Genomic DNA, 21,814 nt, shown 5'->3' on the forward strand with positions numbered 1-21,814 from the left:
TGGCTCTGTGAGTGCGAAGTGAGCGCCGGGCACCATCACCCGATCTACCGGCCCGCCGACACGCCCGTCCACCGGCTGCCGCCCCAGTGCAAGCTGGCGGCGGTCGTCGCGTTTGCGGTGTCCGTGGTCGCCACCCCGCGCGAGCGTTTCTGGGCCTTCGCCGTCGACGCGCTGCTGCTGGCCGCCGTCGCGGCAGCCGCCCGGGTGCCGGCCGGCGTGATCGCGCGGCGCATGGTCATCGAGGTGCCGTTCGTGCTGTTCGCGCTGGCGATTCCGGTGATCGGCACGGGCGAGCGGGTGCAGGTGCTCGGTCTGTCGCTGAGCGCCCCGGGCCTGTGGGCCGCCTGGAACATCCTGGCCAAGGCCACGCTGGGCGTGGTCGCCTCGATCCTGCTGGCGGCCACGACCGAGCCCCGGATGATGCTGCTCGGCGCCGAGCGGCTGCGGCTGCCCCGGCTGCTCGTCCAGATCGCGACGTTCATGCTGCGCTACCTCGACGTGATCCTCGACCAGATGCGGCGCATGCGGATCGCCAGGGAGTCACGGGGATTCGTCGCGCGGGACCTCCGGCAGGCCCCCGTGCTGGCGAAGTCGGCGGGCGCCCTGTTCATCCGCTCGTACGAGCGGGGGGAGCGGGTCCATCTCGCCATGCTGAGCCGGGGCTACATGGGCGAGATGCCAACGATTAGGGATATATCGGCAACTGGGCGAGACTGGGCGATGGCGGGCATGCTTCCGTGTCTCGCCGCGGCGACGGCCCTACTGGCGTGGAGCACGACGTGACCTCCGGCAGCCCTTCTCTCACGGTGAGCAGGCTCGCGTACGCCTATCCCGACGGGACACAGGCGTTGTACGGCGTGGACCTGACGATCGAGCGGGGAGAGCGGGTCGCCCTGCTCGGCCCGAACGGCGCGGGCAAGACGACGCTCGTCATGCACCTCAACGGCATCCTCACGCCGGGGCACGGGACGGTGGAGGTGGCCGGGCTTCCCGTCCGCGCGGACACCCTGCGGGAGATCCGCCGCCGGGTCGGGCTGGTGTTCCAGGATCCGGACGACCAGCTGTTCATGCCGACCGTGCGGGAGGACGTCGCGTTCGGCCCGGCCAACCTCGGGCTGCGCGGCGCGGAGCTCAACCGCCGTGTGCGGGACGCGCTGGAGCGGGTCGGCATGCTGGAGGCGATCGACCGGCCGCCCCACCACCTGTCCTTCGGCCAGCGCCGCCGGGTGGCCGTGGCCACCGTGCTGGCGATGGAACCGGAGATCCTCGTCCTCGACGAGCCGTCGTCCAACCTCGACCCCGCGTCCCGCCATGAGCTGGCCGAGATCCTCAAGAGCCTGGACGTGACCGTGCTGATGGTCACCCACGACCTGCCGTACGCGCTGGAACTGTGCGAGCGTTCGCTCGTCATGTCCGAGGGGGTGATCGCGGCCGACGGGCCGACGAATGCCCTGCTCTCCGACGAGCGGTTGCTCACGGCGCACCGGCTCGAACTCCCTTACGGGTTCGCCGTCCCTGCTCAGCCGGGGTGATGGATAAGTAAAGTGGGCCGGAGCTGAGGAGGTCCCGACGATGAAGCTGCGGCTCGCGCGCCAATCGCTCTCCAATGCCGTCGTGGTGGCTGTGGAGGGGGAGCTCGACCTGTTCACGGCTCCGTTCCTGCGCGACGAGATCCGCGACGCCATCCGTGACGACGGCCCGACCCTCGTGCTCGACCTCGGCGAGCTGTCGTTCATGGACTCCAGCGGACTGAGCGTGCTCATCGAGGCATGGCGGCTGGCCACCAGCGAGGGCGGCACGGTGTCTCTCGCCTCGCCGCAGCCTCCGGTGGCCCGCATCCTGCGCACGACCGGCCTGGACCGGCGGATCAAGGTCTACCCCGACGTCGATACCGCGATTTTGCAGCACCCCGAGTAGAACTTCATTCGGTTCGCGCGTTAAGGTCCGGCTATGGATCTGAACGGAGCAGCAGCAATCATCTCGGGCGGTGCCAGCGGCCTCGGCGAGGCCTCGGCCCGCGAGCTGGCCCGCGTCGGCGCGACGGTGGTCGTGGCCGACCTCAACGCCGAGCGCGGCAAGGCGCTGGCCGACGAGATCGGCGGTGTGTTCGCCCACACCGACGTGTCCGACGAGGCGTCGGTGCAGGCCGCGGTCGAGGCGGCGGTCGCCACCGGCAAGCCGTTGCGCGCCGTGATCAGCAGCGCCGGCATCGGCTGGGCGCAGCGCACCGTCGGCCGGGACGGCTCCCCGCACGACCTGGCGTCCTACCGCAAGGTGATCGACGTCAACCTGATCGGCACCTTCAACCTCATGCGCATCGGCGCCGCGGCCATGGCCCAGACCGAGCCGGTCGACGAGGACGGCGCCCGCGGCGTCGTCATCAACACCGCGTCGGTCGCCGGCATCGAGGGCCAGACGGGCCAGGTGGCGTACTCGGCGTCGAAGGGCGGCATCATCGGCATGACCCTGCCCGCGGCCCGCGACCTCGCGGCGATCGGCGTCCGCGTGCTGACCATCGCGCCGGGCATCATCGACACCCCGATCTACGGGAAGATCGGCGACAAGAACGCCGAGGAGTTCAAGGCCAAGCTCATCGGGCCGGTGGCGTTCCCGAAGCGGCTCGGCAAGGCCTCCGAGTTCGGCCACCTGGTCCGCGCGCTGATCGAGAACGACTACATGAACGGCGAGGTCATCCGTTTCGACGGTGGCATCCGCTTCCAGCCCAAGTAAGCCGAGTGAGGTCAGGTGTCCGAGGTCAACTCCGGGCCGGCCGCTGAGCCGGACGAGGTACTCGTAGAGATCGTCGACGGCGGCGTGGCCGTCGTCACCATCAACCGGCCCAGGGCCAGGAACGCCGTGAACGGCGCCGTGGCGCGCGGAATCGCGGCCGCCCTGGACGAGCTGGACGACAGCCCCGACGTGTCCGCGATCGTCCTCACCGGGGCCGGCGGCACGTTCTCGGCCGGCATGGACCTGAAGGGCTTCCTCACCGGCGACATGCCGGTGGTCGAGGGCCGGGGCTTCGGCGGCATCACCGAGGCGCCGCCGAAGAAGCCGATCCTCGCCGCGGTCGAGGGGTACGCACTGGCCGGCGGCTTCGAGCTGGCGTTGTCCTGCGACATCATCGTCGCGTCCGAGGAGGCGAAGTTCGGCCTGCCGGAGCCCAAGCGCGGCCTGGTGGCCGGCGCGGGCGGGGTCATGCGGCTGCCGCGCCGCATCCCGTACCACATCGCCATGGAGATCGCCCTCACCGGCGACCACTACCCGGCGGCCCGGCTGTACGAGCTGGGGCTGGTCAACCGCATCACCTACCCCGGCGAGGCGCTCAACGGCGCGCTCGAACTGGCCCGCACGATCGCCGCGAACGCGCCGCTGGCGCTCGCCGCGACCAAGCGGGTCATCATCGAGTCGGCCGACTGGTCGCTCGACGAGATGTTCCGCAAGCAGGGCGAGATCGTGAGCCCGGTCTTCACGTCGAAGGACGCGATGGAGGGCGCCGCGGCCTTCGCCGAGAAGCGCGCTCCCGTCTGGAAGGGCGAATAGCCCTCAGCCGCAGATCCCGCTCGGGGCGCCCCCTCCAGGGGCGCCCCGAGCCGTGTCCGCCCCGCGGTGGGCGCATCTCCCCGGACTCCCGACAGCGCTGCCGCCGGCGGCTCCGCCGGGCGGGGACACCGGCGGCAGCGCACTCCCCGGTATGGCGGACCGGACATCCCCCGCGGTGATGACGCCCCGCTCGCTCCCTCGCGCCTAGTTTCTCGTGCTGATCACGAAGCACACGAGAAAGGTGACGACCATGCGGACAGGACGTGCCGGACGGGGAACGTGGATGGCGGTCGGTGCGGCGGCGGGGCTGCTCGTGGGCGGCGGGGGAGTCGCCGTGGCCACGACGGCGGCGACCTCGTCGATCGTGGCCTGTGTGGGCCCCGACGGCGTCATGCGGATGCCCCAGGCGCTGGAGGAGTCGGTCCAGGGCCGTACCGAGGGCGCGCAGGCCGCCGCGCCGGTCCCCGCCGGCACGTGTCCCGTCGAGTACCGGACCGTCTCCTGGAACGTCGCCGGACCTCAGGGCCCCGCCGGACCGGCCGGACCGGCCGGACCCCAGGGCCTCAGCGGGCCGGCCGGACCCCAGGGGCCCAAGGGAGAGACCGGTCCTCAGGGGCCGCAGGGCGAGAAGGGGGAGAAGGGCGAGCCCGGCGCGACGTACGGGCGGACCCGCTACGTCCGTCAGGCCGTTGATCGTCAGGACGACGCGAGGATGGAGGTAGTGCGCGTCGCCGAACTGCCCGCGGGGGACTACATCATCCAAACCCGTGTCGACGTCAATCCCTGGTCGAGTAGTGGACCGGGGACGTCCGGCTACTACGCCCTGTGCGACCTCAACACGCCCACCGGAGTCGTCTCAGTCCGCAGCGAGCAGGACCAGGCAAGGTGGCCCAGAATCGAGTTCTTCGCCACCGCGAAGCTGAGCGCTCCCGGCCCCATGATCCTCAGCTGCCGATCGGCGAACGTCGAGTATGTCGGTTACGACGGCACGTTGATGGTGACCCGCGTGCCCGAGGTCGTCGTCTCACCGGCCGTCTCACCGGCCGCCTCGCCGACCGGCCACCCGTCGCGCTGACGGAGCAGGAGGACGGCTGAGCGCAGGTGAGGAGGCGCTCAGCGGAAGCAGCGCTCTCGCCCGTGGGACGAGAGCGACACCCGGTCAGAGCGGGTCGCCGAGGGGGCCGTACTCCTCCTCCAGGGCGTTCGCCCAGTGCGCGGCGAAGTCGGGCCGGGTGCCGTCCGTGTCGGTGAAGCCGTATTCCTCGTACAGCCCCCAGGTGGCGAGGGCGCGTCCGGTCTTGCTCATCACGCCGGGATCGGCGGCCAGGGCGGCGACGGCCCGTCCCAGGTAGGCCGGGGTCTCGGAGTGGGCGAAGTTCGGGTCCTTCGCCACCGCGTCCCGCCAGTTGTCCTCGGTCACGCCGAAGTGCTCCAGCATGGCCTCCGAGCGCAGGAAACCCGGAGTGACGGCGACGGCCGCCACGCCGTACGGCTTGAGCTCCGCCGCCTGGGCCACGGCCAGACGGATCACGGTGGACTTGGCGATGTCGTAGAAGAACGAGCCGCGATACCGGGCGGTGTTGCCGTCGGTGACCTCGACGACCAGACCGCTCCGGCGGGCGACCATCAGCGGAAGCGCGAACCGGCTGGTGACGATGTGCGTCTCCACCGCACGGCGAAGCAGCCGCAGGCCGGTGTCGAGGTCCTGCTCCCACAGCGGATGCGCCCAGTCGGTCAGCGCGTCGCCGCCCCACACGGAGTTGACCAGGACGTCGAGCCGGCCGTCCTGTTCGGAGGCGATCCGGTCGACCAGGGCGCGGACCTCCCCGGGGTCGCCGTGGTCGGTGCGCACGGCGATGCCGGTGCCGCCTGCGGCGGTGACGCGGGCGGCGGTCTCCTCGATGGTCTCGGGACGGCCCAGGTCGGAGCGGCCGGCCGCGCTGCTGCGGCCGGTGACGTAGACCGTCGCGCCCGCGGCCCCAAGCTCGACGGCGATGCCGCGCCCGCCGCCTCTCGTGCCTCCCGCGACGAGGGCGACCTTCCCGGCGAGCGGCCGGCTGTCGTTCATGACGTCTCCTTCGAGGAAATGTGAGGCGAAAGGACGGTGGTCACCGCACGCCGGAGCCGCTCCGGCAGCGTGCCCCGCCGGTCGAGGGCCCACGTCAGACCGGTGCCGGCGATCAGCGACTGGACGGACTCGGCCAAGGCGGCGGTGTCGGCGCCGGCGCGGAGCTCTCCCGCGGCCACCGCCTCGTCCAGCAGGGCCAGGATCGCCCTTCGCTGTGCCTCGTGCATGGCCAGGGCGTGCTCGTGCAGTTGCGGATCGGTGAGGTCCATGCAGAGGAACGCCAGGTGGTTGGCGAAGCGCTCCGGCGTGTTCATGAGGGCCATCGACTCCTCGGCCAGCGCCAGCAGCGCCTCCAGAGGGGAGGGACACCCCTGCCGCCGCCGCTCGTGGTGCGCCTCGGCCTCATGCGCCGACTGCCTCGCCAGCGCCACCAGCAGACCCCGCTTGGACCCGAACCGCTGCACGAGAGTGCCGGGGACGAGCCCCACCTCGTCGGCGACGGCGGCGAGGGTCAGCCCCGCGGGACCCACCCGGCCGATCACCTCGGCCGCCGCGCGCAGAATCACCGAATCGTCCACTCCTCGGGGGCGTCCCGCCACCGGCCCCTCCCTTTTATAAATGCTCGTTCATTTATTAATACAGCCCGTTCGCCCCTCCCGGCAACCCGTCGGCATGAACCCCGCGGATCCGGGCAGTCCGCTCGTTCGTGAGCGGGACTGCGTACGGTGAAGCCATGAGTGATTCCGGGGCCGGCCTGCCCCGAGCGGGCCGGTCGATGCGGGAGCGGACGTCCGCGCTGCTCACCGGCGCCCTCGGCAGCGCGATCCTGATGATCGTGCTCGTCTCGGTGATGTGGGCCGTCGAGATCGTGGACTACATGCAGAACGGACGGCTCGACAGGTACGGCATCGTCGCCCACGAGCCGGACGGTCTGCCCGGGATCCTCTTCGCGCCGTTCCTGCACGCCGGGTTCAGCCATCTGATGGCGAACTCGCTGCCCCTGCTGATCCTGGGGTTCCTGGCCGCCATCCGGGGAATCGGCAGGTTCCTCGCCGCGAGCCTGGTCATCATCCTGGTCAGCGGGGTGGGCGTGTGGTTCACCAGCCCGCCGGACACGCTGACGATCGGCGCGAGCGGCCTCGTCTTCGGCTACTTCGGGTATGTCGTGGCCCGGGGGCTCTTCGACCGCCGGGCCCTCGACATCGTGCTCGGCGTCGTGGTCGCCGTGCTGTACTACTCGATCTTGTGGGGGGCCCTGCCCACCCAGCCGGGCGTCTCCTGGCAGGGCCACCTGTTCGGGCTCATCGGCGGCGTGATCGCCGCGTGGCTGCTGCGCCGCCGCAAGCCCGTGACGGCCTGACCCGCGAACGGCTCAGGAGCCGGACGGAGTTCTCGTCGATCTCGATCATGACGATCTGCCCCGGATCGATGAATTCGGGGCGGATCGTGACCAGCATGGTGTCGCGGGCCACGCCGTACAGCCGGGCGATCTCGCTGCCTCTGTCCGGACGGTGACAAACACATCCCTGCTTGGACGGAGCGCCGCACACCGTTACAGGAAACGAAAAAGCCGACGGTCCGGAGACCGCCGGCGAGATCGGCGGCCGCCCGGGAGGCGGCCGCCGTGAGATCCGCTAGAGACGCTCGACCACGTAGTCGACGCAGGCCGTCAGCGCCTCGACGTCGGCGGGGTCGATCGACGGGAACATCGCGATCCGCAGCTGGTTGCGGCCGAGCTTGCGGTAGGGCTCGGTGTCCACGATGCCGTTGGCGCGCAGCACCTTCGCGACCGCCGCCGCGTCCACCGCGTCGTCGAAGTCGATGGTGCCGACGACGTTGGAGCGCTGCGCCGGGTCGGCGACGAACGGCGTGGTGTACGACGTCTTGTCGGCCCAGGTGTACAGGCGCGAGGCGGAGTCGGCCGTACGGGCGGTGGTCCAGGCCAGGCCGCCCTGGGCGTTCATCCAGTCGATCTGGTCGGCCAGCAGGAACAGCGTGGCGACAGCCGGGGTGTTGTACGTCTGGTCCTTCACCGAGTTGTCGATGGCGGTCGGCAGGCTGAAGAACTCGGGGACGAACCGGCCGCTCTCGGTGATCTCCGTCACCCGGGCCAGCGCCTTGGGCGAGAACAGCGCGATCCACAGGCCGCCGTCGGAGGCGAAGCTCTTCTGCGGGGCGAAGTAGTAGACGTCGAACTCCTCGGCGGAGACCGGCAGGCCGCCCGCGCCGCTGGTGGCGTCCACCAGGACGAGCGACTCGTCGCCGGCGACGCGCTTGATCGGCATGGCGACGCCGGTGGAGGTCTCGTTGTGGGTGAGCGCGTAGACGTCCACGCCCTCCTCGGCGACCGGCAGCGGGTGGCTGCCCGGCTCCGACTTGATCACCGAGGGATCGGCGAGCCAGGGGGCCTTCTTCGCGACCGTCGCGAACTTCGAGGAGAACTCCCCGAAGTGCAGGTGCTGCGACTTCTCCCGGATCAGCCCGAAGGCCGCGATGTCCCAGAACGCCGTGGTGCCGCCGTTGCCCAGCACGACCTCGTACCCCTCGGGGAGGGAGAACAGGTCGGTGAGCCCGGCGCGGACGCGGGCGACGAGGTTCTTCACCGGCTTCTGCCGGTGGGAGGTGCCCATGACCTTCGCCCCGGCGTCGGCGAGAGCGGCGAGCTGCTCGGGGCGTACCTTCGAGGGCCCGCAGCCGAAGCGGCCGTCGGCGGGCTTGATGTCAGCGGGAATCACGATGTCAGCCACGGCTTCCAGCCTAGTGAGACCCGCGGATGCTCTAGACCATGGTCCGGATGATGAGACGTCATGATCTCGTTTTGGGATCACGCGGCGCCCCGATGACGGACGACCGCCCCGGCGACAAAGCGACACGGCGACAGGGCGGTACGGCGACAGGGCGGTACGGCGACAGGGCGGCACGACGGCACGGAAACGGCCCGCCCCGGGCGGGGCGGACCGTCGACGGGTGCGCGGGCCGGGCCCGGCGGCCTCTCGGAGCTTTTCAGGCACGCCGCTGGGCCGGACCCGCGCGAGGGCTCAGACCTTGCCGACGACCTCGCCGGCGCCGGGCACCTCGTTGATCGAGCGCTGCTTCGGGCCCACGTAGTTCGCGCTGGGGCGGACCAGCCTGCCCGTGCGCTTCTGCTCGAGGATGTGGGCGGCCCAGCCGGCGGTCCGGGCGCAGGTGAACATCGAGGTGAACATGTTCGACGGCACCTCGGCGAAGTCGAGCACGACCGCGGCCCAGTACTCCACGTTGGTCGCGAGGACCCGGTCCGGCTTGCGGGCGTGCAGCTCCTCCAGCGCGGCGGTCTCCAGCGCGGCGGCGACCTCGTAGCGCGGCGCGCCCAGCTCCTTGGCCGTGCGACGCAGCACGCGGGCGCGCGGGTCCTCGGCCCGGTAGACCCGGTGGCCGAAGCCCATGAGCCGCTGGCCCTTGTCCAGCTCGCTCTGGACGTACTTGCGGGCGTCGCCCATCTTCTCGACGCCCTCGATCATGTGCAGCACGCGCGCCGGGGCGCCGCCGTGCAGCGGGCCCGACATCGCGCCGACCGCGCCCGACAGGGCGGCCGCCACGTCGGCGCCCGTGGAGGCGATGACGCGGGCGGTGAACGTCGAGGCGTTCATGCCGTGCTCCGCGGCCGACGTCCAGTACGCGTCGATGGCCTTCACGTGCTTCGGATCGGGCTCACCGCGCCAGCGGACCATGAACCGCTCGACGATGCTCTCGGCCTCGTCCACGCGCTTCTGCGGGACCATGGGCAGTCCCAGGCCGCGGGCCGACTGCGCGACGAACGACAGAGCGGTCACCGAGGCGCGTGCGAGATCGTCGCGGGCCTGGTCGTCGTCGATGTCGAGCAGCGGCTTGAAGCCGTAGGTGGGCGCCAGCATTGCCAGCGCACTCTGTACGTCTACTCGGATGTCGCCGGAATGGACGGGAACGGGGTACGGCTCCGCCGGGGGCAGCCCCGGCTGGAACGAGTTGTCGACGAGCAGGCCCCAGACGTGTCCATAGGAGACGTTGCCTACGAGCTCTTCGATGTCGACGCCCCGGTATCGCAGGGCGCCCCCTTCTTTGTCCGGTTCCGCGATCTCGGTCTCGAACGCCACCACGCCTTCGAGCCCGGGTTTGAAGTCGGACATTCTCGGCCGCCTCCCTCTCTTGTGAAGTCCAGAGCCTTGATGTCGAGATACCGGCGGGTCAATTTAACCCGCAGCGCCCGGCTGTCGCGTCCCCGGCCCTACCGAACGGGGTTGTCCCTGGTGGGGGCCACCGCTCGAGACGTATGCCGAGCACGCGAGAATACCTTTCCGTGGACAGCGCATCGCACCTCCCCGGGCTCCGGCACAGTTACGAAGGTGAGCCCCTGATCGAGTCCGGCATGGCGGCCGACCCGGTGACGCAGTTCGCGCTGTGGTTCGCGGACGCCGTCGCCGCGGGCCTGCCGGAACCGAACGCCATGGTCGTCGCCACCAGTTCCGCCGGTGGCCGTCCCTCCGCCCGCACCGTCCTCCTCAAGGGATTCGACGAGCGCGGTTTCGTCTTCTTCACCAACTACGAGTCTCGCAAGGGCCGCGACCTCGGTGAGAACCCGCGTGCCTGCCTGCTGTTCCCGTGGCATCCCATCAGGCGGCAGGTCCGCGTGGAGGGCTCCGTCGTACGGCTCCCGCGCGAGGACAGCGCCGCCTACTTCCACTCTCGCCCGTACGGCTCCCGCATCGGCGCGTGGGCCTCCCGCCAGTCGGCGGTGGTCGAGTCGAGGGAGCAGCTCGACGCCAGGTTCCGGGAGCTGGCCGCCCGCTGGCCGCAGGACCCGCCGCTGCCGGACTTCTGGGGCGGCTTCCGGGTGGTGCCCGCGGAGGTCGAGTTCTGGCAGGGCCAGACCGACCGCATGCACGACCGGCTCCGCTACCGGCGGACCGGCGCGTCCTGGACGCTGGAGCGCCTCGCCCCCTGAGATGCCGCACCTTGACCGATCAGAGCAGCCCGGTCGCGACCTTGAGGTCGGTGAGGAAGCCGGAGTAGGCCTCGTCCCGGTCGGGCGAGCGCAGGATCGCCGAGGGGTGGATCGTCGCCACGTAGTAGGCCCCCTCGCGCCGGGGGACCGGCTCCCCCCGGTGCCTGGTGACGCGGAAGTCCGGGCCCAGCAGGGCACGGGCGGCGGTGGCCCCCAGCACCACGGTCACCTCCGGGTCCACCAGGCGCATCTCGGTCTCCAGCCAGGGCCGGCAGGCGTTGATCTCTCCCACGGTGGGCTTCTGGTGGATCCGGCGTTTGCCGCGGGGCTCGTACTTGAAGTGCTTGACCGCGTTGGTCACGTACACCGCCTCGCGCTCGATGCCGGCCTCCTCGAGCGCCTTGTCGAGCAGGCGCCCCGCGGGCCCGACGAACGGCGCGCCCTCACGGTCCTCCTGGTCGCCCGGCTGCTCGCCGACCAGCATGAGACGCGCATCGGGAACGCCCTCGCCGAAGACCGTCTGAGTGGCGGCGCGGTAGAGATCGCAGCCCTCGCAGTGGCGCGCGGCCTCCCTGAGAGCGGGCAGGCTGATCTCCGCCGGAAGGAATCGCTGCGCTCCGCTGTTTCCCATCCTGGGTCGCTTCCCCAATAGGGTCGGCTGCGAACGCGGGGGAGGTCGTAGCATCGATTTACAAGGACTGGAGGAGCCTTGACCGCACACGGCCTGATCGACACGACGGAGATGTATCTCCGGACCATCTTCGAGCTCGAAGAGGAAGGCATCGTGCCGCTCCGCGCGCGCATCGCCGAGCGCCTGCAGCAGAGCGGCCCGACTGTCAGCCAGACGGTGGCGCGCATGGAGCGCGACGGCCTGGTCAAGGTTGAGGGGGACAGGCACCTCAGCATGACCGAGCTGGGCCGCACACTGGCCATCCGGGTCATGCGCAAGCACCGCCTCGCCGAGTGTCTGCTGACCCAGGTGATCGGCATGCCGTGGGAAGAGGTCCACATCGAGGCGTGCCGGTGGGAGCACGTCATGTCGGAGTCGGTGGAGACCCGGCTCGTGCACCTATTGCAGAACCCCCGGGTGTGCCCGCACGGCAACCCGATTCCGGGTCTCGACGAGCTGGGGGTGCCGCAGCCCGGTTCGACCGGAGATGAGATGGTGTCACCCATGGTGACCCTCGCGGGACAGGCCCCCGTGCCCGTTGTAGTGCGCCGAATCAGCGAACAAGTGCAAAGCGACCCGGCCCTGATGCTTAAACTCAAGCAAGTTGGGATACAACCCGGACGCGAGGTGACGCTCGCGGCGAGCGACAACGGTGTAACGGTGACAGCTGATGGTGAGGTGGGGACCACGACCGCGGATCTTCCGAGGGACGTCGCCTCACACGTTTTTGTCACCAGACGATGACGGAATGAGTTGTGCCTGGTTGAATCCCCTAGGGAGTCCTTTCATTTCTCGCGACCCAGCCTTCGCAGGAGCGCCCGTGCCCGGCATAGCGAACCCACCTCGTCAAGGGACGGTCGTGGCATGAGGCGATGGGGAGATCTGTCACAGGACGCCGACGACCACCTTTCCGCCGGGTCCGTTCTCGACCACGCGGAGATGGCCGTGGTCGTGACCGACCGCTTCAGCAACGTCCTGTACTGGAATCCCTTCGCCGAGCAGCTGTTCGGCCGCGTGGGCGCGTCTCCGGGCAAGGAGTCGCTGCTCACCCTGGGGATCACGGAGAAGGACCATCCGCTCGCGGCCGAACTGGCCAAGCACGTGCTGCGCGGCAACGTGTGGGAGGGCACGTTCGACGTGACCCGCGGCGACGGCACGATGATCTACGTGCGCGCGCAGGCCGTGCCGCTGCGGCACCCCTCCGGCTCGGTGAGCGGCATCGTGATAACCGCGCGCGAGGCGATGCGCAGCAACGAGCGTGAGAAGGACCGCTTCGGCCTGCTGGAGCGGATCGGCGAGCGGCTCGCCGGCTCCCTGTACGTCGAGGAGACGCTGGACCGGGTCGCCGAGATGCTCGTCCCGCAGTTCGCCGACCACTGCTTCATCGAGCTGGTCGAGGGCGACCGCCTGGTGCGCAAGGTCTCCACCCACGTGAACGGCTGGACGCCGCCGCCGGACACCTGGCGGCCGGTGGGCGCGGAGATCCGATACCCGCTGGGGCACTACGCCGAGAGCGCGCTGCGCCGCCAGGAGACGATCCTGGTCGAGGACTTCTCCCAGGTGAGCTACCCGGCTCCGAGTGAGGGCGCGGCCCGGCTGTGCGGCGAGATCGGGATGACCTCGGCCATCGTCGCCCCGCTGTGCGTGCGCGGCGAGACGCTCGGCCTGATGTACCTCGGCATGTCGAACCTCACGAACCGGCGCTCGCCCCACTACGACACCTTCGACCGTGACTTCGTCGGCGCCATCGCCACCCGCGTCGCGCTCGCCGTCGACAACGCGCTGCTGTTCGAAGAGGAGCGGCACACCGCGGAGTCGTTCCAGAAACACCTGCTCCCGCGCCAGTTGCCCACGCTCGATGGCCTGGAGATCGCCGTCCGCTACTACCCCGCCGCCCCGCTCGCCTCGCACGGCCAGGGCATCCAGACCCAGGTGGGCGGCGACTGGTACGACGTGATCCCGCTGTCGGCCGGTCGCGTCGGCATCGTGATCGGCGACGTCGAGGGCCGGGGGGCCAAGGCGGCGGCGGTCATGGGCCAGCTCAGGGCCGCGTTGCGGGCCTTCGCGCAGGACGACAAGCCGCCGGCCGACATCCTCGCCCGCCTGGACGAGTGGACCCGGGTGGTGGCCGCGCCCGAGCACGACGACTTCGGCGCCGACATCACCAACCCGCCGATCGTCACCTGCCAATACATGGTGTACGACGCGTGGTCGAGGCAGCTGTCGTTCGCCAACGCCGGGCACGCGCCGCCGCTGCTCATGGTGGACGGCGAGGTCAAGGACCTGGAGATCAACGAGGTCGGCCAGCCCCTGGGGGTGCGGGCCAAGGGCGTGCACGCCGACCTGGTCTACAAGGAGGAGACGAAGGAGCTGCCCCCCGGCGCGACCCTGCTCCTCTACACCGACGGCCTGGTCGACCGCAGGCCGCCGCGCGACTCCGCATCGAGCGCCCCGGACGACGACGAGGCGCTGGGCATCCTGCGCGAGAAGCTGGCCAAGGCGTCGGGGGAGTCCGTCGAGCGCATCGCCGACCTGGCCACGGTGGCCGTCCCCGGCGAGATCGACGACGACATGGCCATCCTCGTCGTCCGCGCGGCCGGCACGGAGCTGCAGTCCCAGGAGCGGACGTTCCCGGCTCAGCCGATCATGGTGAGCGAGGCGCGGCGCATGGCGTCCGAGGCCTTCGCCGGTTGGCAGGTGCCCGAGGAACGCGCGGAGCTGGCCTGCCTGCTCGTCTCCGAGGTCGTGACCAACGTGGTCCTGCACGCCGCCAGCGCCAGCGTGCCGCGCCGCGAGCTGGTGCTCGACGGGCCGCCGCTGCCGTTCGACGAGTCGTGGGACGTGCCGGGCTTCGAGGAGGAGATCGCGGGCGACAAGGAGTTCACCCTGCGGCTGCGCAGGGGCGCGGAGTCCGTCTGGGTCGAGGTCTTCGACCAGGATCTCCGCCTGCCCCGCATCCGCAGCGCGGGGGAGAACGACGAGGGCGGCCGCGGTCTCTACCTCGTCGACCAGCTGGCGCGACGCTGGGGCTCCCGCCCGACCCGCGAGGGCAAGGCCGTCTGGTTCGAGATCCCCATCGGCGGTCGTTAGGTCGTGCCGCACCCCCCGCGCAGGGGGGCGCGGCACGGTCAGTTCTTCTTCTGATCCAGGCAGCTGTATCCGTCCGGGCGTTCGGGTTCGAGCGTCACGTGCCGCAGCACGGTCGCCTCCATGGAGATGCGGAAGGTCTCCTGGTGCGCGCAGTCGTACAACGCGTACGTGCCCTCGCGTTCGCCGAGCAGCAGCACCTCGACACCGCCGCGCAGCACCTTGCCGCTCTCGCGGTCGTTGAGCACCACCCACTGGTCCTGGAAGCCCACCATGGACAGGAGCAGGCTGGCGGGCCTGCCCTTCTCGGCGACGGCGAGTGCGTCGCTCTCCATCTGTCCCATCAGCGCGAAGCCCAGCCCGATGCCGGTGAACGCCGCCACCACGATCTTCATGCCCGCGCGGCCGGTAGGCCGTCGCCGCAGCAGCCGGAACGGCACGAGGAAGGCCAGGGCGCCGATCAGCAGCGAGGTGATCACGACGCCGGCCAGCGACGCGCCCTCGCCCAGTCCGAGGTAGCCGAGGAAGCCCCAGTAGCTCGCCCCGCACCACAGCGCGCCGACGATCGCCGCGGCCCACGGGCGCACGCGTACGGCCTGGGCCAGGCGGAACAGGTGACCGAGGGTGGCCTTGTCGAGAAGCCATACGGCCGCCACGACGACGCCCGCGAGCAGCGCGCCGCCGATGATGAGCAGGATCAGCGTCCCCACCAGGCGACCGAACATCGTGGCCTGGTCGATGCCCGCCTGCTCGGGACTGATGTTGAAGATGCCGTAGACCTGCTGGATGCCGAGATAGAGCAGCGCGTAGAGGGCGATGCCGATCGGCACCACGACCGATCCGGCGCGTTCCAGCAGATCGACGACGCCCGCTTTCGTGTCCGGCTCCGGCGGATCGACGCCGGCTCTCGCGTCCGGCTCCGGCGGATCGACGCCGGCTCTCGTGCCCGCCTCCGGCAGGTCGGCGTGGCCGGTGTGCTCCTCCGGCTCGGTGATGGTCATCGTGTCTGTGCGTCCCGCCTGTGATCGTTGTGGCGCAACATGATTGCAGTCCAAAATGACGAGCACGCACCGGGTCCACCCGGATGGGACACCGGATGCGCATCGCGGGCGCCTGCGCTTCTTTCCGGCCGTGCGTGGTGCTTGACTCGTCGGTATGGAGCTCGCCCACGACCGCCGCGGCAGCGGGCCGCCGCTGGTCCTCCTCCACGGCATCGGCCACCACAGGCACGGCTGGCTGCCGGTTCTCGACCTGCTCGCCGAGCGGCACGACGTCATCGCGGTGGACCTGCCCGGTCACGGCGACTCCCCGCCGCTGCCGTACGGCACGCCGTACAACGTGGAGACGCTGGGACGGGCGGTGCGGGAGTTCTGGACCGGGCTCGGCCTGAGCCGGCCGCACGTCGCGGGCAACTCGCTGGGCGGCTACATCGCGCTCGACCTGGCGTCCTCCGCCGACGTCCGCACGGCCGTCGCGCTGTCTCCCGCAGGGTTCTGGTCCCGGATCGAGTACGCGTACGCACGGGCGGTGCTGCGCCTGCTGCGGCTGGGGGTGCGGGCGGACGGGCTGCCCGCGCTCGCGGCCGGCACGGACGAGGGCAAGGCGCTGGCCATGGGCCTGCTCGTGGCCCGTCCCGGGCGGTTGCCGGGTGCGGCCGTGCGTGCGGCGGCCGAGGCGCTGCGCGACTGCGCGGGGTTCGAGGAGACGCTGGACTCGCTGGCGTGGGTCGCGCCACCCGCGCCGCCCAAGGTGCCGGTCACGATCGCCTGGGGCGAGCGCGACCGGCTGCTGCCGCGCCGGCAGGCCGTACGGGCGGCCCGGTGGGCGGGACAGCGGGCGCTGCTGCTGCGGGGCTGCGGCCACCTGCCGATGAGCGACGACCCGGAACTGGTCGCCCGGGTGATCCTCGAACGCTGTGGCGATCCCCGCTGAGCCGTACTCCGATGCCGCTTGCGCCGACGGGCACGCGGCCGCGGGGAAACCCACGCATACTGATCGGTGTGGACACCGGACTCATCCTTCTGGTCTTCCTGGCGTTCCTGTTCGCGTGGCTGCTGAACAAGGTGCGCCGGTTCTTCCGGCTGGGCCCGGTGGCCTACGGGGGAGTGATGGTCGTGTTCGTGGTGGCCATGCTGCTGATCTGGGGGCAGCAGCGCGGCTGAGGCGGGGTCAGAAGCCGAACGACCGGCCGATGATCTCCTTCATGATCTCGGTCGTGCCGCCGTAGATCGTCTGCACGCGACTGTCGAGCCAGGCCTTCGCGACCGGATACTCCAGCATGTAGCCGTAGCCGCCGTGGAGCTGGACGCACCGGTCGACGACCTTGTTCTGCAGCTCCGTCGTCCACCACTTGGCCTTGGCCGCGTCCACCGCCGTCAGCTCCTTGGCGTTGAGCGCGCGCACGCACTTGTCCACGTAGTGGCGGGCGATCTCCACCTCGGTGGCGAGTTCGGCCAGCAGGAACCGGGTGTTCTGGAACTTGCCGATGCTGCGGCCGAAGGCCGTGCGGTTGCGGCAGTACTCGATCGTCTGCTCCAGCACCGTCTCCGCGGCGGCCACGGCCGCCACCGCGATCGACAGCCGCTCCTGCGGCAGGTTGTTCATGAGCTGGAAGAAGCCCTGGCCCTCCTCCTCGCCCAGGAGGTTGGCCACCGGCACCCGGACGTTCTCGAAGAACAGCTCGGCGGTGTCCTGCGCGTGCATGCCGACCTTCTCCAGGTTCCGGCCGCGGGTGAAGCCCTCCATGCCGCGCTCCACGACCAGCAGCGAGGTGCCGCGCGCGCCCGCCGAAGGATCGGTCTTGGTCACGACCACGACGAGGTCGGAGTTGATGCCGTTGGTGATGAAGGTCTTCTGCCCGTTCACCACGTAGTGGTCGCCCTCGCGGACGGCGGTGGTGCGGATGCCCTGCAGGTCGCTGCCGGCTCCCGGCTCGGTCATGCCGATGGCCGTGATCAGCTCGCCGGACGCGAAGCCGGGCAGCCAGCGCTGCTTCTGCTCGTCGTCGGTCAGGTCGACCAGGTACGGCGCCATGATGTCGTTGTGGAGGCCGAATCCGAGGCCGCTGGCGCCGACGCGGATGATCTCCTCGACGATCACGACGTTGTAGCGGAAGTCGGTGATCCCCGAGCCGCCGTACTCCTCGGGGACGGAGAAGCCGAACATGCCCAGCTCGCCCGCCTTCTTCCACACCTCGCGGGGGACGATGCCGTCCTTCTCCCACTGCGCGTGGTGGGGGACGACCTCGCGGGCCATGAACTCACGGACGGTCTCGCGGAAGAGGTCGTGCTCCTCGTCGAAGAGGTCTCGCCGCATCGGGTACGCCTTCCGGCTCAGGGTCTGTTGGCGGCACCAGAATACGATTCTGGTGCTCCCCGGGTCGATCCGCTGCAACTTGTACGGAGTGTCACAACTCCGAAACCATTGAGATAACGACCCCTTTGACCACTTCCGTACCCCCTAAGATCTACCTTCGGTTTGCTATAGGCCCGCCCGGACGGACCTGTGATCGGAGTATGCGGTGAAACGGTGGAGAGCTGGTCTCCCTAGGACCATGGCCGCTCTGGCCCTCGGCTTGGCAGGTACGGCGGCGATCGTCGTGCCGTCGGTAACGGCACAGGCCAATACCGCCAACCTTGTCGTGGACTACGAGTGCACCGGCGGCATCGCGGGCACGGGCTCGGGGATCGTCAAGCTGCGGACGAAGCTCACCGTCCCCACGACGCTGAACGTCGGCGATCCGCTGAACGTCGCGTGGAGCCTCAACTACCAGGACGGGACCCGCTTCGGAGCGCCCGCGTACATGCCCAACGGCGGCCGGATCGACGTGACCGGGCGGGTCAACCTCAGCGGTGGCTGGATCGGCCAGCTCCTGCCGAAGGGAACCGTGGACCAGGCGGGGCCGTTCGACAAGGGCACTCCGCTCAAGCTGCCCGCGGGCATCTCGGACTTCGGCCACACCGACCGCGAGGGCACCGTCACGATCCGGCCCGGCAAGCTGTCGATCGACTTCCGGCCGGCGGCCTCCGAGGTCATGGTCAACGACGACGACCCGGCGATCACCTACAGCGACGGCTGGGAGAACCTCGAAGGACAGCCGACCGAGGACAACGACCACCACCTGGACCTGCACCGGACCACGGCCAAGGACGCCTGGGCGTCGTACACCTTCACCGGCACCGGAATCGAGTACGTCGCGCAGAGGGATCGGCGTGCCGGACCGATGGACATCGCCATCGACGGTCAGCCGGCGACGCCGCCGAGGGTCGACCCCTCGCGGAACGCCGACGGCACGCTGGTCAACGACGCCAACAAGGGCGGGCAGACCCTGTGGCGGTTCCGCGGCCTGAACTACGGCCAGCACACCATCACGATCAAGAACGTCGAGGACGGCAAGTGGGGCCAGCTCGACGCGTTCCGCGTGATCACCCGGGATCTGGTCAACCCGCCGAAGCCGTACCGCGCCGAGTGCGAGATCGTCAGCAACCCGGTCGCGGTGCAGGTGACGATCGGCGGCGGTAGCGAGAACCCGGCCAGCCCGTCGCCGGACAGCTCGCCCGACGCGTCTCCCGACGCGTCGCCGGACACCTCGGCCAGCCCTTCGGGGAGCGTCTCGCCGAGTGGTTCGCCGAGCGCTTCGCCGAGCCCGTCCGGCTCGCCGTCGCCCGGTGGCGGAAACGAGTCTCCGTCTCCGTCGCCGTCGCCTTCCGCGAGCAGGAGCCCGAACCTGTCGGCGACGCAGAACTACGTCGTGGCGGTGCTCCCGCAGGGCAGTCCCTCGCCGACGGCGACGAAGACGGTGACACTGACCGCGACGCCGTCCGTGGCCCAGGTGGCGGTCACGCCGCAGGGCGGCGCGCAGACCGGTGAGGCTCCGGAGCGGATGGCCGCTTCGGGAGTGCTGCTGATCGGCTCGGGTGGTGCGCTGTTGCTGATCGGCATGCTGAGCGGCGTGGCGATGCTGCGGCGCAGGGCGGCGCACGCGGGCGAGCGGAGCTGAGGAGGATGACGATGAACGGAACTCCCGACGGCGGCTCCGCTCCCGTCCCGGACGGGACGGCGGGCGACGCCGGGAAAGCGCGTAAGCCGCTGCCCCAGCCGGTCCTCGCGACTCTGCTCGTGGCCGGGTCGTTCGGCGGCATCGCGGCCGTGATGGCCGGCGTGCTCGTCGCGCTCAGCCCCTCTGAGCCGCAGGAGACCGGACCGATCCCGGGGCAGGTGCACGTCCGGGACGCGGGCAGTGTGGCCTTGCTGCCGCCGACCGTGGGCCCGGGCGGGCCGGGCGTGCCGCTGACGGCGGCGGACCCCACCGCGCCGCCGCCGCTTCCCGCGATCAAGCCGATCGCCCCGCTGACCTTCACGAGCGCCGCCTCGTCGTCCTCGACGCCGCTGTCGTCCTCGTCGTCGTCCGCCACGAAGACGACGACGACCAAGAAGGCCGCCGGCAGGCCGCTCAAGATCAGCATTCCGGCGATCGGCGTGAAGGCCACCGTCGGGTCGGTGGGTGTGGACAAGGCCGGCGTCATCCAGACGCCTCCGCTCAGCAAGCCGAACCTCACCGGCTGGTACCGCCTCGGGCCGGCCCCCGGCGACCAGGGCCCGGCGGTCATCCTCGGGCACGTGAACACCCGCAAGGGCGCCGCCGTCTTCAGCCGGCTGCGCGAACTCAAGCGCGGCAACAAGATCGCCGTCATGCGTGCGGACGGCAAGATGGCGGTCTTCACAGTGGACGGGATCGAGCAGGTCAGCAAGTCGACGTTCCCGACCAAGCGGGTCTACGGCAACACGATCACGTCCTCGCTGCGGCTGATCACCTGCGGCGGTGTCTACAACGCCAAGCAGCACCACTACACCGACAACATCATCGTCTACGCGACGCTGACGCAGACCAAGGGCAAGTGACCCGCGAGGTGGCCGGTTCACGCCGGCCACCTCTTCGCCCTTCCGCTTCGCCCTCCCGCGCCTCGTGTCCGTGCGGACCGTGCGGCCGGTGCCGTACGGCCGTCCGCGCCGGGCTCACGGCCCGCCCACCGTGTGGGAGGGCGATGAACATTTCCTGAGAGTTTCCTGACATCGCGCTCTCCCGGTTATGCCGATGGTCAACTACTGGGAAACTGTTGACCACGTTGTACGCGACTGTGGTGGCAGGAGAGACGTCGTGCCCGACCCCAGTGCCCGGCGCAGGAGCGCCCGGCGTCGCATCGCGGCCCGGTCGGCGGCGGGAGTGACGGCCGCACTGGCCCTGATGACCTGGCCGGCGCTCGCGGCGAGCGAACCCACGACCGTGCTGTATTCCTGCACCACGGTGGGCGGCGCCCCCGCGACCTACCCCGTGAGCGTGGCTCTGGTCGCGCCGGCCGATCCGGTGGTGAACAGCGCGGCGGTCGTGACCTGGCGGATCGCTCCCGCCTCCCCGTCGGACGGGCAGAGCGCGCTGGTGGCGCCCGCGACGGGCATCGCGTCGAATGACGTCGTGGTCGCGGAGGGCGTCATGGAGGCGACCGGCGCTCCCGTCGTGAGCGAGTCCGGTGCTTCCGGCGAGTCGCCGACTCCCAGCCCGTCCGCCTCGGCCACGCCGTCGCCCGCCGTCTCGCCCGCCGTCTCGCCCTCCGCCTCACCCACTCCTTCTCCCTCGCCTTCCGCGTCCCCGACGCCGTCCCCGAGTGCGACGCCGTCCCCGAGTGCGACGCCGTCCCCGAGCGCGACGCCGTCCCCGAACGCGACGCCGTCCCCGAACGCTGCGGCCGTCACACTGAGCCCGTCCGCGTCCACGGCCGTGCAGACGTCCCTCACGCCGTCGGCCACGCTGTCGCCGATCCCCGACCTGCTCGTCACGCTGACCCCGACGGCGGAGGGCACAGTGGGAGTCGCGGCCGGGGGCTTCACACTGAGCCTGCTGCCGGCCGGGAGCACCACCGGCGCGGGGGAGGCGCTCTACAGGTGCACGCTGCCGGACCCCGCGACCCGCGCGTCGCTCGCGTTCGTGGTCTCCGCCTCGTCATCCGATCCGTCGGGCACGACGCCCTCCGACGGCGAGGACGGCACGAACGCCTCGCCCTCCCCCGACGGGACGACGACGTCCCCGGCCGCCGCGACGGCGACCACCACGGTCTCGTCCACCACCACCGTCTCGGCCACCACCACGGCGACGGTCAGGGCGACCACCACCGTGTCGGCCACCGTCACCGCGACGGTGTCCCGTACGACGACCAAGCAGGTCAGGACGACGCCGCTCGGTGGCGCGCAGACGGGTGGCGGCGGCGACGCGGGCCCGGACGCCCGGCTCGTGGTGCTCACCGGTGTGGCGCTGATGGCCGCCGCCGCGGCCGGAGGACTGCTGCTGCGACGCTTCGGCCCGAACCCCGGCTCGTACGGCCGGCATTAGCGTCCGCCTGACGCGGACATGGTCCGAACGAGAGAATGTTTAGGCAATTGGAGGCGGTCTTGGGGTTTTTGTCCGTAAGATCTCTACCTGACCGTGACCGTA

22 protein-coding genes are annotated in these 21,814 nt (G+C 70.7%); 15 read left to right on the forward strand and 7 right to left on the reverse strand.

The window, feature by feature from the left end:
- Positions 1 to 18: 18 nt before the first annotated feature.
- The 6 genes from cbiQ to AAH991_RS20645 all read left to right on the forward strand — a co-directional run bounded on the left by cbiQ (position 19) and on the right by AAH991_RS20645 (position 4,618).
- On the forward strand, positions 19 to 783 hold the full coding sequence (cbiQ, locus tag AAH991_RS20620; RefSeq protein ID WP_346227491.1) for a cobalt ECF transporter T component CbiQ: 765 nt from the start codon (positions 19 to 21) through the stop codon (positions 781 to 783).
- Entirely contained in the window at positions 768 to 1,532 is a 765-nt protein-coding gene (locus AAH991_RS20625; RefSeq protein ID WP_346227492.1) for an energy-coupling factor ABC transporter ATP-binding protein, read from the forward strand. Before cbiQ ends, AAH991_RS20625 begins: the two co-directional genes overlap by 16 nt.
- Positions 1,533 to 1,572: 40 nt before the next feature.
- Entirely contained in the window at positions 1,573 to 1,917 is a 345-nt protein-coding gene (locus AAH991_RS20630; protein ID WP_169988834.1) for an STAS domain-containing protein, read from the forward strand.
- 33 nt (positions 1,918 to 1,950) lie between these two features.
- Positions 1,951 to 2,730 (forward strand): SDR family NAD(P)-dependent oxidoreductase, encoded by a 780-nt coding sequence (locus tag AAH991_RS20635; RefSeq protein WP_346227493.1) that lies wholly within the window; start codon positions 1,951 to 1,953, stop codon positions 2,728 to 2,730.
- 15 nt (positions 2,731 to 2,745) lie between these two features.
- A complete protein-coding gene (locus AAH991_RS20640; RefSeq protein WP_346227494.1) occupies positions 2,746 to 3,543 on the forward strand; it encodes a crotonase/enoyl-CoA hydratase family protein in 798 nt (265 codons plus the stop codon).
- A gap of 250 nt (positions 3,544 to 3,793) precedes the next feature.
- A complete protein-coding gene (locus tag AAH991_RS20645; protein WP_346227495.1) occupies positions 3,794 to 4,618 on the forward strand; it encodes a hypothetical protein in 825 nt (274 codons plus the stop codon).
- A gap of 84 nt (positions 4,619 to 4,702) precedes the next feature.
- Here the strand turns inward: AAH991_RS20645 and AAH991_RS20650 are convergent, their stop codons facing one another.
- Together AAH991_RS20650 and AAH991_RS20655 are read right to left on the reverse strand one after the other, a co-directional pair.
- Positions 4,703 to 5,611 carry an SDR family oxidoreductase gene (locus AAH991_RS20650; protein ID WP_346227496.1) on the reverse strand — a complete coding sequence of 303 codons (909 nt, stop codon included), beginning with the start codon at positions 5,609 to 5,611 and terminating at the stop codon, positions 4,703 to 4,705.
- A complete protein-coding gene (locus AAH991_RS20655) occupies positions 5,608 to 6,177 on the reverse strand; it encodes a TetR/AcrR family transcriptional regulator (RefSeq protein ID WP_346227497.1) in 570 nt (189 codons plus the stop codon). Before AAH991_RS20655 ends, AAH991_RS20650 begins: the two co-directional genes overlap by 4 nt.
- A gap of 167 nt (positions 6,178 to 6,344) precedes the next feature.
- Between AAH991_RS20655 and AAH991_RS20660 the strand changes: the two genes are divergently transcribed.
- Positions 6,345 to 6,971 carry a rhomboid family intramembrane serine protease gene (locus AAH991_RS20660; protein ID WP_346227498.1) on the forward strand — a complete coding sequence of 209 codons (627 nt, stop codon included), beginning with the start codon at positions 6,345 to 6,347 and terminating at the stop codon, positions 6,969 to 6,971.
- A 274-nt stretch (positions 6,972 to 7,245) separates the two neighbouring features.
- Here AAH991_RS20660 and serC read toward each other — a convergent pair whose 3' ends face one another.
- Together serC and AAH991_RS20670 are read right to left on the reverse strand one after the other, a co-directional pair.
- Positions 7,246 to 8,358 (reverse strand): phosphoserine transaminase, encoded by a 1,113-nt coding sequence (gene serC / locus AAH991_RS20665; protein WP_346227499.1) that lies wholly within the window; start codon positions 8,356 to 8,358, stop codon positions 7,246 to 7,248.
- A 291-nt stretch (positions 8,359 to 8,649) separates the two neighbouring features.
- Positions 8,650 to 9,756 (reverse strand): citrate synthase 2, encoded by a 1,107-nt coding sequence (locus AAH991_RS20670; RefSeq protein ID WP_346227500.1) that lies wholly within the window; start codon positions 9,754 to 9,756, stop codon positions 8,650 to 8,652.
- A 143-nt stretch (positions 9,757 to 9,899) separates the two neighbouring features.
- Here AAH991_RS20670 and pdxH point away from each other — a divergent pair, with 143 nt between their 5' ends.
- Positions 9,900 to 10,571, forward strand: a complete 672-nt coding sequence (gene pdxH / locus AAH991_RS20675; RefSeq protein WP_428834000.1) for a pyridoxamine 5'-phosphate oxidase — start codon at positions 9,900 to 9,902, stop codon at positions 10,569 to 10,571.
- A gap of 19 nt (positions 10,572 to 10,590) precedes the next feature.
- Here the strand turns inward: pdxH and AAH991_RS20680 are convergent, their stop codons facing one another.
- On the reverse strand, positions 10,591 to 11,202 hold the full coding sequence (locus AAH991_RS20680) for a UdgX family uracil-DNA binding protein (RefSeq protein ID WP_346227502.1): 612 nt from the start codon (positions 11,200 to 11,202) through the stop codon (positions 10,591 to 10,593).
- A 78-nt stretch (positions 11,203 to 11,280) separates the two neighbouring features.
- Here AAH991_RS20680 and AAH991_RS20685 point away from each other — a divergent pair, with 78 nt between their 5' ends.
- Together AAH991_RS20685 and AAH991_RS20690 are read left to right on the forward strand one after the other, a co-directional pair.
- Positions 11,281 to 11,985 carry an iron-dependent transcriptional repressor DtxR gene (locus AAH991_RS20685; RefSeq protein WP_346227503.1) on the forward strand — a complete coding sequence of 235 codons (705 nt, stop codon included), beginning with the start codon at positions 11,281 to 11,283 and terminating at the stop codon, positions 11,983 to 11,985.
- 120 nt (positions 11,986 to 12,105) lie between these two features.
- Positions 12,106 to 14,331 carry an ATP-binding SpoIIE family protein phosphatase gene (locus tag AAH991_RS20690; RefSeq protein WP_346227504.1) on the forward strand — a complete coding sequence of 742 codons (2,226 nt, stop codon included), beginning with the start codon at positions 12,106 to 12,108 and terminating at the stop codon, positions 14,329 to 14,331.
- Positions 14,332 to 14,369: 38 nt separating this feature from the next.
- On the opposite strand, the gene AAH991_RS20695 is transcribed toward AAH991_RS20690, so the two are convergent.
- Positions 14,370 to 15,329, reverse strand: a complete 960-nt coding sequence (locus tag AAH991_RS20695) for an MFS transporter (RefSeq protein WP_346227505.1) — start codon at positions 15,327 to 15,329, stop codon at positions 14,370 to 14,372.
- A gap of 154 nt (positions 15,330 to 15,483) precedes the next feature.
- On the opposite strand from AAH991_RS20695, the gene AAH991_RS20700 reads away from it, so the two are divergent.
- Positions 15,484 to 16,260: an alpha/beta fold hydrolase gene (locus AAH991_RS20700; protein ID WP_346227506.1), complete on the forward strand. Its 777-nt coding sequence runs from the start codon at positions 15,484 to 15,486 to the stop codon at positions 16,258 to 16,260.
- A 68-nt stretch (positions 16,261 to 16,328) separates the two neighbouring features.
- Positions 16,329 to 16,490 carry a hypothetical protein gene (locus tag AAH991_RS20705; protein WP_346227507.1) on the forward strand — a complete coding sequence of 54 codons (162 nt, stop codon included), beginning with the start codon at positions 16,329 to 16,331 and terminating at the stop codon, positions 16,488 to 16,490.
- 7 nt (positions 16,491 to 16,497) lie between these two features.
- Here the strand turns inward: AAH991_RS20705 and AAH991_RS20710 are convergent, their stop codons facing one another.
- On the reverse strand, positions 16,498 to 17,643 hold the full coding sequence (locus tag AAH991_RS20710; RefSeq protein WP_346227508.1) for an acyl-CoA dehydrogenase family protein: 1,146 nt from the start codon (positions 17,641 to 17,643) through the stop codon (positions 16,498 to 16,500).
- 238 nt (positions 17,644 to 17,881) lie between these two features.
- Between AAH991_RS20710 and AAH991_RS20715 the strand changes: the two genes are divergently transcribed.
- The 3 genes from AAH991_RS20715 to AAH991_RS20725 all read left to right on the forward strand — a co-directional run bounded on the left by AAH991_RS20715 (position 17,882) and on the right by AAH991_RS20725 (position 21,712).
- Positions 17,882 to 19,327: a hypothetical protein gene (locus tag AAH991_RS20715; RefSeq protein WP_346227509.1), complete on the forward strand. Its 1,446-nt coding sequence runs from the start codon at positions 17,882 to 17,884 to the stop codon at positions 19,325 to 19,327.
- 11 nt (positions 19,328 to 19,338) lie between these two features.
- Positions 19,339 to 20,229: a class F sortase gene (locus tag AAH991_RS20720; protein WP_346227510.1), complete on the forward strand. Its 891-nt coding sequence runs from the start codon at positions 19,339 to 19,341 to the stop codon at positions 20,227 to 20,229.
- Positions 20,230 to 20,485: 256 nt separating this feature from the next.
- Complete coding sequence (locus tag AAH991_RS20725; RefSeq protein WP_346227511.1) at positions 20,486 to 21,712, forward strand: hypothetical protein; 1,227 nt, start codon at positions 20,486 to 20,488, stop codon at positions 21,710 to 21,712.
- The last annotated feature ends 102 nt before the right edge of the window (positions 21,713 to 21,814 follow it).

This window comes from Microbispora sp. ZYX-F-249, assembly GCF_039649665.1.
Lineage (GTDB): Bacteria > Actinomycetota > Actinomycetes > Streptosporangiales > Streptosporangiaceae > Microbispora > Microbispora maris.